Raw genomic sequence first — 10,000 nt, 5'->3', positions numbered from 1 at the left:
CTCCAGAAGGATGTTGATATAAAGTGGCTGATGCAGTTTTTTCAGATTCACGAATCTTAAATTGCTTAGCAGCTTTATGAAAAACCTTATTAGCATTTGGATAATAGTAAAGAATGATTTGTAAACCACCATCGGTAGCATCTAATATATCTGTGTCTTTTACGTAGCTCATAGGTTACTTTATCTCTTCTGAATTATTAACTTCAATTTCTTTTGCTCTTTCTAGCTGCAGTTTCTCCAGTTCTGCCTCCAGTTTTTTTATTTCCTTTTCTTTTTCAACTTCAGAAAATAATTCCGAGTCTTTATACTGTTGAATGCGCGCTTCAACTTGATTGATTTTTGATTGAATTAATGAGCCCATATTATTCTTCAGTTTTAATTTTTGATAAATCACAAGTAGGAAATTCAACGATTTCAAATCTTCTTTTTAAACTTTCTCCAGTAATATTGGGAAGAAAATTTGCAATAATGATTACTTTAGAAACACTGTATCTTCTTGGAGGTAAACATCTTTTATTTACTAAGAAATAGTAACCTTTAATTTCATTGTTTTCATCATACTCAACATCGTAAAATCGTTCTAAAGAAAAGTCTTCAGGCACATCATCTATAATTACTAATTCTGTATTGAAATTAATTTCTTCAAAAACAAAATGATTATCAATTTTCATTTGTTTTGCATCTATAAAAACGGTTTTGTCTTTACCTATATATTCAGAAATCATTTTTGCGGTTCTTGTTTTTCCCGAGTATGCAGGACCTGCAAATATTTTTGCTTTCATGTTCGTTAATTTAAAAAACTCCTCCCTGAAGAGGAGTTTGGTTTTGAATAGTCATGTGTAAGTACACATTGAAAAGGGTAAGAACGTATTAGATAATATTCAAACTATAGGCAATCTTTGTGAGGCACTGTTTTGTTTGAATAAAACCTAGCTTTTCATAAAGCGTATGCTTGTATTTGTGAAAAGTTCCCATAGGAAGATTTAACTCTTCAGCAATAGCTTCATTTGTTTTTTCTGTTGTTGACAACCTTATTAATTCAATTTCTGTTTTTGATAAAACATGACCGTTATAAATAGGTGAAGTACAAATTACTCCTTCTCCAACACAAGAACCTGCTTTTGGACATTTCCAATATTCGCCCTCTTGTAATTGTCCATCTTTTATATCGGCTGAATAATCAATTCCTCCAAATTTGCATGAAGCAAATTGTTTCAGTTGATTGAATTCACTTTCCGGATGCCATTCAATTAATATTGCTTTTGCCTCTGGATTTTTATCAATAGCTTCCTTCAGCATTATAATTACAGAGGCTGGAGCTTCAGTGAATGATTTCAATTTTCCATCACTCACAAATTTTAAATCGTCTTCTAAATTGAAAAACTCAAATGCGTTATCGAGTAATCCTGGAATTAGTTTTTGCATGGTTTTTTGATTATCAAATTAATTGTTTAGTTTATTGAGTTAAGTCTCGGAGTTTTCTCAAATGTTCTTGATATTCATTCGCTACTTCCACTAGCGCATTCAAGACATTGATTTTAGTTTTTGGATATTTCGTAACTCTATTTTTTAAGTTTCGAATTATACCACTCGATAAATCAGGATCTTCCAATTTTTCCTGAACTAATTTCACATAGTTGCTTGGAAGATTATTTTCAATAATCTTATAAGCTTTATCGATATGCATCTGCACATCTGTTTTTTGTTTATTTTCTGTTATATTTGTCATAGAAGTATTATTTCTGTCACAAATATAAACTAATCAGTTTATTTTATCCAAATAAAATAAACTAAAAAGTTTATTATAGTATTAATTTAGAATGTTTCTAAATGGAGTTAAGAGAAAAAATAGAGGTAATTATTAAAGAAAAAGGCTGGAGTCAAAAGCAGTTTGCTGAATCATTAGGATTGAATCATATTTCTTTTAACAGAAACATGAACAATAATAACATTACTGGAGATATGATAAAGGCATTCATAGAACACCTCAAAGATGTTGATTTGAATTGGTTGTTTAAAAACGAAGAAAATGGCACATTAGAATTAAATGAGCCGGGGGAGGAGTACGGTAATAGAAAAGTCAATAAATTAAATGAAGCTATAAAAATATTAGAGCAATTAAAAAGAGATTTGTCACAGTAGTGACACAGTGTAGTACTAACTTATTGTCAATCAGTAGCTATAAAAATCCTGGCGCGATCACAAAAAGCCTTGCATTTGCAAGGCTTTTTTGTTTTTGGTAGTTTCCTGAAATATTTTTGTTTTGGTTAAAAGTTTGGTATATTTGTTTTTTTGACTAGTTAACAGTACTATGAAAAAAACTCTGCTAATAATAACTTTTTTACTTTCAATTAAATTCTATTCTCAAGAAATAATAGAATTTAAAAAAGGTGAATTTTCATTTTACTTAACAAAAGATTGTCAAATAAGTGAATGTAAAATAAGTAAAATAATTGTGTTCAAAAACGGAGAATATATCCAAGAAATAATACCAAGCGAAAATTATTTTTATTCATTTATAAGAAATGAAAGTATTATGGAAATTGAAGACATGAATTTCGATAATTATATTGATTTTAGAATTATTAAATCAATTCCAGCTGAACATCCATTTCCTTATCTATATTGGATATACAATGAAAAAACCGAAATTTTCGAAGTAAACACAGCTTATGAAATAATTATAAATCCTGAAGTCGATCATGAAAAAAAGATAATCATTTCATCCTGGGACAATTATATTCGATTTTATAAAGATTATTACAAACTAGAAAATGAAATTCCAATTCTTATTGAACGACATATAACTCAACCGAATAAAACTGTTGAAATTTGGAAAGCTTTAAACGGAGAGTTAAAATTAGTAAGCACAGAAAAGAAATAATACTATTGGTAATAGCATTTTGATTCAAAGGCTACTTCTATATTTTCTAGAGGAAAATCTGTTGCTGAATGGAATGCTTTGTTTATTAATACATGGTGACATAACTTCAATGAAATGAAGCCTCAAAATGTTGCTACTCTACACACTTCAAAAACTCCATAAAATAACTATCTGGTTTCGATGTTGTTTTTAACGTTTCTGAGTTTAATTCGCTTTTTAGAATATAATCTTTTGTTTCTCCAGCAAATTGAATGCGCATTAAGCTAATTGGACTGTTTTTTAATTCTTCGTAATTGGTTTTTGTGAAATAAAAATAACCATCTAAAACTCTAATATTGTCTTGTTCTTTCGCATCGTAAGTTAAAATACTACAAGCTTCTTCATCGGAACTTATTAAGTTTATAATTTTGCCATTCATTAATTGTAAAACAATTTTTGAATTTTTAGCAATACAATTCGTCTTAATGAAATCTTTGCTTTTTTGTAATTGTTGAATGCTTAACATGGGTGTTCCGTTGTCATTTAAAAGCGCAAAGAATAAGTATTCATTGGTGTTTCCAAATATTTTTTCGTGCATTAAAACGCTTGGTAAAACTCTTAATGAAGTTGAATCTGTTTTTTCTTCGATATCGTAAATACAATCTTTCTTTTGAGCGTTAACACTTAATGTTAGTAATAATAGCAGCGATAAAAGGTGTTTCATTTGGATTATAATTTGGTGCAAAGTAAAATTATTTTTTCATTATTCATATTCGTGGTGAAAAAAGCAAAAACTGTTCCACCATCTGTAATTTTGTGTTTTTTCTTGATTTCTTCAGGTTTTATAGGGAAATTTCGTGTGGAAACATTCATTTTTTTACCCTGTATAAATTGTGAAATTTCTTTTTTCTGAAACGGAACAATTGCATCAATTTGAAATTTTCTTCCTGGAAAATCAATAAGTTTATCCGAAGTATATAAATGCGAATGTTGATGCAACTTTCCAACAGCAAACAATTCAGAAACCGCTTCAAATCCGCCTGATTTCATTAGAGATGCGTTGGGTTCGTACAGATATTTTTTGGGTAAACTATAAGAAGCAAAATAGGATTTTGTACTTTCAATTTTAGTAATTGTTTGCTTCTCTTTTTCTAAATTAACTGCAATAATTTCTGGAGATGCGTCGAAATTTTTCTCAATTTTCCAAAGCAATTCTTTTACCTCATTATCAACACCTACAATGTGAATTTCTGATACATTTTTCAATTCTAATAAACCCGCGTGAAGGTCTAAAATAGGAGCGGTTTTGATTAAAAGGGTATCAGTAAATTGATAATAAAAGTCCTGTAAATCGACTACGTTTGGCAAACAATCGGCTAACATAAAGACTTTTCCTTTAGCATCATTTCTTCTAGATGGATCGATGTAAATGCAATCGAATTTCTCATTAAATTGTTCTAAGATTTCTGTACTGTCACCTTGATAACATTCAATATTTGAGGCTTTTAAAACTTCGAAATTATGTTTTACGATTTGAGATAAATCGGCATTCAATTCGCAATGAATAACCGATTGGAATTGTTTGGAAAAGTAGTAATCGTCAATACCAAATCCTCCCGTGCAATCGATTAATTTTTCTCCTGAAACTAAAGAAGCTTTGTACTTAGCCGTAGTTTCTGACGAAGTTTGTTCGATTGAAATTTTCTCTGGATAAATAATATTTTCAGATGAAAACCAAGTTGGAAGTTTATCTTTCGCTTTCTTTTTTGCAATAATTTGATTGATGATAACCGAATAATTCACTTCAGGAAATGGATTTTTCTTCAAAGCTAATTTCGTACTATCAGCATTCAGATTTTGATTAATAAAATCTTGTATTTCAGTATGTAAAATCGATTCTAAATTCAAAACTATAAGTTTTTGGTAAGGGCTTTGATGATTTTATTTTCAGGTAAAAATTCTTTTCCTATTACTTTTAATGAAGTATAAAACGGAACTGCGATAATCATTCCGGTAATACCGAATAAAATTCCAGCAATTAAAATCACTAAAAAGATTTCTAAAGGATGCGAATTGGTACTTTTTGAAAAAATTAAAGGCGAACTGATATTGTTATCAATCAATTGTACAACGAACATTCCAATTAAAACATAAATAGTTGTAGGTAAAGTTTCTGTGTTAAAATCGGCACCAGTTCCAATACCGCTAATCATGATTAAAACACAAGCTACAAAGGTGGCAATAATTGGACCTACATAAGGAACGATGTTGAAAACAGCACACAAAAGAGCAATTATTAGAGCATTATCGACTCCAAAAATTAAAAAAACAATAAAATATAAAACTAAAATAATGAACAATTGAAGCAACAGCCCTAAGAAATATCTTGAAAGCATTTCGTTTATTTTTTCAATTGAATTTAAAACTTTTTCTTTTTGATCTAGTGGTAAAACATTTTTAAAAGCGGTCGCAAAAGCGATTCTTTCTTTAAGCAGGAAAAATGAAATGAATAAAACAGAGGCCAAACCCATTCCGATATTCCCAATGGTACTTACGATGTTATTTAAAAAATTAGGAATAAATTCAAAATTTGAAAATGACGTTAAGTTAGAACTTTTAGTAATTTGTTGTAAATCGATATTGTGAGAACTCAGATAAATTGTAACATCATTTAACAATCTATTGTAATTGCTTTCCAGTGATTTGATATCCAAAAGTGATAAATTTTCACCTTGTGATATAATTAGCGGAACAAAAAGTAAAATGATTCCCGAAATTAAAAGAATTACCATTATCAATGTAGTAACAACGGCTAATGTATTTCTAAATTTAAGTTTTCTTCTTAAAAATAGTACGAACGGATACAACAAAAGTGTAAAAACAACCGATACGATGATATAAACAATTACAGTTAAAATTTTATAAAAGAAAAATAACAGAAGTGAAATAGCGGCAATAATACCAACTGCTCTTACAATTCCGAAGCTTAATTCTTTTGAAGTCATTTAATTTGTTTTTGCTAAAATAAAAAAAACTCACCACATAATGGTGAGTTTTCTTAATTAACTCAAATGTTTCATTGGTTTATGGTTGAGCAAATGAAAATCTTGATCCTCCAGAGGCAAAAATAGCTAACATTCTGCTTTTTTGTCCGTTTGAGAACATGTACATTCCAGCATCATCTGTGTAATCCATGTAGTTCATTGTCATTTCAATAGGTGTTCCTGTACAAGTAGAGTAGTGTGGGAATGCAGGCATTCCGTAATTAGCTGTATTGTGAGTAGGAGTATCGCTTACTAAATCGTTTCCGCAAGTAGCATCACCCCAAATATGTCTTAAGTTCATCCAGTGGCCTACTTCGTGCGTAGCAGTTCTTCCTTTGTTAAATGGAGCTGTTGCAGTTCCAGTAGTTCCAAAATATTTAGAATCAATAACAACTCCGTCAGTTGCAGAAGAACCACCTGGAAATTGTGCATAACCTAAAATTCCACCACCAATTGTACAAACCCATAAGTTTAATTTAGTAGTTGGTGAGGTAGGATTCATTCCGCCTTGAGTTGATTTTTTCATAGCGTCATTAGTTCCCCAAGATTTTTTTGTTGTTGATTTTCTGTAAACAGCATCTAATACAAATGAAATTCCAACATTTGCTTTAACTCCTGAAAAAACAGATGGGACTTGATTGAAATCACTGTTTAATGCATTGAAATCTTTATTTAAAACATCAATTTGAGATTGTATTTGTGTTAAAGAAATATTTTCAGCAGTAGTTCTATATAAAACATTGACAACAACAGGAATTTCGATTTTTCCGTTAACTAATCTTCCATTAGCAATTGCATTTTGAGTAAATCTTTCAATTTCTGCCATTTTTATAGCTAATTCTGGATTTTCTCTTAATTGTTGTTCGTGAACTTCATGAGAAGCACAACCTCTGTGATATTCGTGAGTTGTAGTTGCTGCTAAATCATTAGTAGAAGAGTTGGTTTCATCATTACTACATGAAACTAATAACAGTAATGAAACTGCTGATAAAAGGGCTTTTTTCATAATTAATACATTTTAGTTAGTTGATTCGGTTAGTTAACATTTTTGTAACGATATTACTATTTTTTTAATGTAATGTTTGTGTTTCTTTACAGTAAATCAAAGTTTCTGTAAAAATTATGTAACATTAATTTTTCGTTTCAAAAAGATAACAAATCAAAATTAAAAGGTATTGAAAAATAATTTGCTGTAGTTTTTCTGCATATTTTAATAAAAATTAATTTTTTTTAAAATTAATTTTTGAATGCATAGTTTAAAATGTTAGCACCCATTTTTAGTGCTTTTTCTCTAATATTCTGTGGGTCGTTATGAACTTCAGGATCTTCCCAACCATCTCCTAAATCCGTTTGATAAGTATATAAAAGAACAATTCGCCCTTCGATGAAAATCCCAAAAGCTTGTGGTTTTTGATTGTCGTGTTCATGAATTTTGGGTAATCCACCAGGAAAATTAAAAGGTTCTTGAAATAAAATGTGATTTGAAGGAATTTCCGTTAATGGATTATCAGGAAATATTTTTTTAATTTCTTTTCGGATGAATTCGTCCATACCGTAATTATCATCAATATGTAAAAATCCTCCTGAAGTAAGATAATTGCGAAGATTGATAACATCATTCGGACTAAAAACAACATTTCCATGACCTGTCATATGCACGAAGGGATAGGTAAATATTTCCGAACTTCCAACTTCAACAGTAGCAATTTTGGTATTGATTTTAGTATTGATGTTTTGATTGCAAAATTTAGCCAAATTAGGTAAAGAAGTCGGATTCGCATACCAATCGCCACCGCCATAATATTTAGCAACAGCAATTTCTTGGGAAAATCCCAAATTCCAAACTAATAATAATATGACTAAAATTTTATTCATTTATCAATGCAATTGTATGACAAGCTACTAGAGCAGCCGTTTCTGTTCGCAACCTTGTGTTTCCCAAAGTTACAGGAATAAATCCATTTTCAATAGCCAAATTGATTTCTTTTGTAGAAAAATCCCCTTCAGGTCCAATTAAAATAGTAACTTTTTCTTCTTTTTTGATTTCGTTCGTAAATGATTTTTTATCGGTTTCTTCACAATGGGCGATGAATTTTTGTCCGCCGATATTCGATTTTACGAATTGTGTGAATGAAATCGGTTCGTTGATTTTTGGAATATAATAATGTAACGATTGTTTCATTGCGGCTTGAATGATTTTTTCCGCTCGATCAATTTTATATACTTTTCGTTCGGAATGATCACAAATAATTGGCGTGATTTCGTGGATGCCAATTTCGGTTGCTTTTTCTAAAAACCATTCCAATCGGTCGTTCATTTTAGTAGGAGCAACGGCAATATGGGTGTAAAATTTATCAGGTTCTTGAAAGGTTTCTTTTGTGATTTTTACCTCACATTTTTTCTCAGAAGCTAAAATAATTTCAGATTCAAATAAAAAACCTAATCCGTTAGTAATAAATATTTTATCACTTTCTTTTTTACGTAATACTTTAATAATATGTTTGCTTTCTTCTTTGTCGAAAAAGAAAGTAATATCACCTTGTTTTATATCGGAATTATAGAATAGTTGCATAAGTTTTAAAATTCAATTCGTGCTTTAGAAGTTACATCAGCTTGACTGAAATTTTCTTCTAAAAAGTTATAATACCCTACAATTCCAATCATTGCTGCATTATCAGTTGTGTATTCAAATTTTGGAATGTAAGATTTCCAATCGTATTTTTTTTCTGCTTCTTTTAATGTAGTTCGAATTCCTGAATTTGCAGAAACGCCTCCACCAATCGCAATTTGGTTAATTCCAGTTTCAGCAACAGCTAATTTCAATTTATCCATTAAAATATTGATAATGGTATATTGTATAGAAGCGCAAATATCCGCTTTATTTTCTTCAATGAAATTCGGATTTATCGCTACATTTTTTTGGATGAAATATAGAATTTGGGTTTTTAAACCACTAAAACTAAAATTCAAACCATCTACTTTTGGTTTGGTAAACGGAAACGCTTTCGGATTTCCTTCTTGTGCAAATTTATCAATCAATGGCCCACCAGGATAAGGAAGTCCTAAAATCTTAGCCGATTTATCAAAAGCTTCTCCTACAGCATCATCAGTAGTTTCGCCAATAATTTCCAAATCAAAAAAACTATTTACTTTAACAATTTGGGTATGTCCGCCAGAAATAGTCAACGCCAAAAAAGGAAACGTTGGTTTATCAAAACCTTCTTCATCAATAAAATGCGCTAAAATATGCGCTTTCATGTGATTTACCGCTACCAACGGAATATCCAAAGCCATACTCATCGATTTTGCAAAAGAACCTCCAACTAATAGCGAACCCATCAATCCTGGACCTTGTGTGAAAGCGATACAATTTAAGTCGTTTTTGGTAATTCCAGCCTTTTTAATAGCAACATCTACTACTGGAACAATGTTCTGTTGGTGCGCTCTCGAAGCTAATTCTGGAACTACGCCACCATATTCTTCGTGAATCGCTTGTCGTGCCACAATATTTGACAAAACAACATCGTTACAAAGTACGGCTGCAGACGTATCATCACACGAACTTTCGATGGCTAAAGTATATATTTTTCTTTCTGACATTTTAGGCATGAAATTTGGAATAGGGATATTGTAATTATCTTACAAATTTCCTTATTTTTGTTGGATTATACACCCAGTTAAATAATTGGTAGCAAATTTAAAACAAAAGAACGTATCAAAAAATTTAAAAAAATACTATTTCGTTCCCTAATCGCAATTTTATTGCTGTTTCTATTATTGGGTATTCTTTTGTCGTTACCTTTTGTGCAAACTGCTTTAGGAAAATACGCGACTGATAGTTTAAATGAATCATTTGGAACTAATATTTCTATTAAAAAAGTTGCCATTACGCCTTTCGGAAGTGTAAAACTTGGCGATGTTTTGGTTTTAGACCATCATAACGATACTTTGTTTTACATCAAAAAATTAAATACTTCTATTTTAAGTTTTAAGAAAATTTACGATCCGGGTCATCCTTATTTGAAAGATGTGGTTTTGCATGGAATGGATGTTAGAATTGTAAATTACAAAAACGAAGATTATACCAACTTAG

At 30.3% G+C, this 10,000-nt stretch carries 14 protein-coding genes; 3 read left to right on the top strand and 11 right to left on the bottom strand.

Translation table 11 applies throughout. The features are described from left to right. Window positions 1-175: 175 nt before the first annotated feature. The 4 genes from LDL23_RS09960 to LDL23_RS09945 all read right to left on the bottom strand — a co-directional run bounded on the left by LDL23_RS09960 (window position 176) and on the right by LDL23_RS09945 (window position 1,687). Window positions 176-361 (bottom strand): hypothetical protein, encoded by a 186-nt coding sequence (locus LDL23_RS09960; RefSeq protein ID WP_291265559.1) that lies wholly within the window; start codon window positions 359-361, stop codon window positions 176-178. A gap of 1 nt (window position 362) precedes the next feature. Then, window positions 363-782 (bottom strand): hypothetical protein, encoded by a 420-nt coding sequence (locus LDL23_RS09955; protein WP_291265558.1) that lies wholly within the window; start codon window positions 780-782, stop codon window positions 363-365. 88 nt (window positions 783-870) lie between these two features. After that, window positions 871-1,425 (bottom strand): LuxR C-terminal-related transcriptional regulator, encoded by a 555-nt coding sequence (locus tag LDL23_RS09950; protein ID WP_291265557.1) that lies wholly within the window; start codon window positions 1,423-1,425, stop codon window positions 871-873. Between the two features lie 31 nt (window positions 1,426-1,456). Next, on the bottom strand, window positions 1,457-1,687 hold the full coding sequence (locus tag LDL23_RS09945; RefSeq protein ID WP_291265556.1) for a hypothetical protein: 231 nt from the start codon (window positions 1,685-1,687) through the stop codon (window positions 1,457-1,459). Between the two features lie 143 nt (window positions 1,688-1,830). Here LDL23_RS09945 and LDL23_RS09940 point away from each other — a divergent pair, with 143 nt between their 5' ends. Further along, window positions 1,831-2,142 (top strand): hypothetical protein, encoded by a 312-nt coding sequence (locus tag LDL23_RS09940; RefSeq protein ID WP_291265555.1) that lies wholly within the window; start codon window positions 1,831-1,833, stop codon window positions 2,140-2,142. Window positions 2,143-2,536: 394 nt separating this feature from the next. Then, complete coding sequence (locus LDL23_RS09935; RefSeq protein WP_291265554.1) at window positions 2,537-2,884, top strand: hypothetical protein; 348 nt, start codon at window positions 2,537-2,539, stop codon at window positions 2,882-2,884. A 133-nt stretch (window positions 2,885-3,017) separates the two neighbouring features. Here LDL23_RS09935 and LDL23_RS09930 read toward each other — a convergent pair whose 3' ends face one another. From LDL23_RS09930 to tsaD, 7 genes are all read right to left on the bottom strand, one after another. Next, window positions 3,018-3,587 (bottom strand): hypothetical protein, encoded by a 570-nt coding sequence (locus LDL23_RS09930; protein WP_291265553.1) that lies wholly within the window; start codon window positions 3,585-3,587, stop codon window positions 3,018-3,020. A gap of 5 nt (window positions 3,588-3,592) precedes the next feature. Further along, window positions 3,593-4,771 carry a class I SAM-dependent methyltransferase gene (locus LDL23_RS09925; protein ID WP_291265552.1) on the bottom strand — a complete coding sequence of 393 codons (1,179 nt, stop codon included), beginning with the start codon at window positions 4,769-4,771 and terminating at the stop codon, window positions 3,593-3,595. Between the two features lie 2 nt (window positions 4,772-4,773). Further along, window positions 4,774-5,868 (bottom strand): AI-2E family transporter, encoded by a 1,095-nt coding sequence (locus tag LDL23_RS09920; protein WP_291265551.1) that lies wholly within the window; start codon window positions 5,866-5,868, stop codon window positions 4,774-4,776. Window positions 5,869-5,947: 79 nt separating this feature from the next. After that, window positions 5,948-6,913, bottom strand: coding sequence for a zinc metalloprotease (locus LDL23_RS09915; protein ID WP_291265550.1), 966 nt, complete (start codon window positions 6,911-6,913; stop codon window positions 5,948-5,950). A 230-nt stretch (window positions 6,914-7,143) separates the two neighbouring features. Then, window positions 7,144-7,782, bottom strand: coding sequence for a DUF4159 domain-containing protein (locus LDL23_RS09910; protein ID WP_291265549.1), 639 nt, complete (start codon window positions 7,780-7,782; stop codon window positions 7,144-7,146). Continuing rightward, window positions 7,775-8,479 (bottom strand): 16S rRNA (uracil(1498)-N(3))-methyltransferase, encoded by a 705-nt coding sequence (locus LDL23_RS09905; protein ID WP_291265548.1) that lies wholly within the window; start codon window positions 8,477-8,479, stop codon window positions 7,775-7,777. Before LDL23_RS09905 ends, LDL23_RS09910 begins: the two co-directional genes overlap by 8 nt. A 5-nt stretch (window positions 8,480-8,484) precedes the next feature. Beyond that, window positions 8,485-9,507, bottom strand: a complete 1,023-nt coding sequence (gene tsaD, locus LDL23_RS09900; RefSeq protein ID WP_291265547.1) for a tRNA (adenosine(37)-N6)-threonylcarbamoyltransferase complex transferase subunit TsaD — start codon at window positions 9,505-9,507, stop codon at window positions 8,485-8,487. A 162-nt stretch (window positions 9,508-9,669) separates the two neighbouring features. Between tsaD and LDL23_RS09895 the strand changes: the two genes are divergently transcribed. Continuing rightward, window positions 9,670-10,000: hypothetical protein (locus LDL23_RS09895; protein ID WP_291265546.1), on the top strand; the 331-nt coding region annotated here is incomplete at its 3' end.

Source organism: Flavobacterium sp. (assembly GCF_020217025.1).
Taxonomy (GTDB): Bacteria; Bacteroidota; Bacteroidia; order Flavobacteriales; family Flavobacteriaceae; genus Flavobacterium.
Note: the sequence above shows the minus strand (reverse complement) of the source record. Positions and strands in the feature narration are given on the sequence as shown.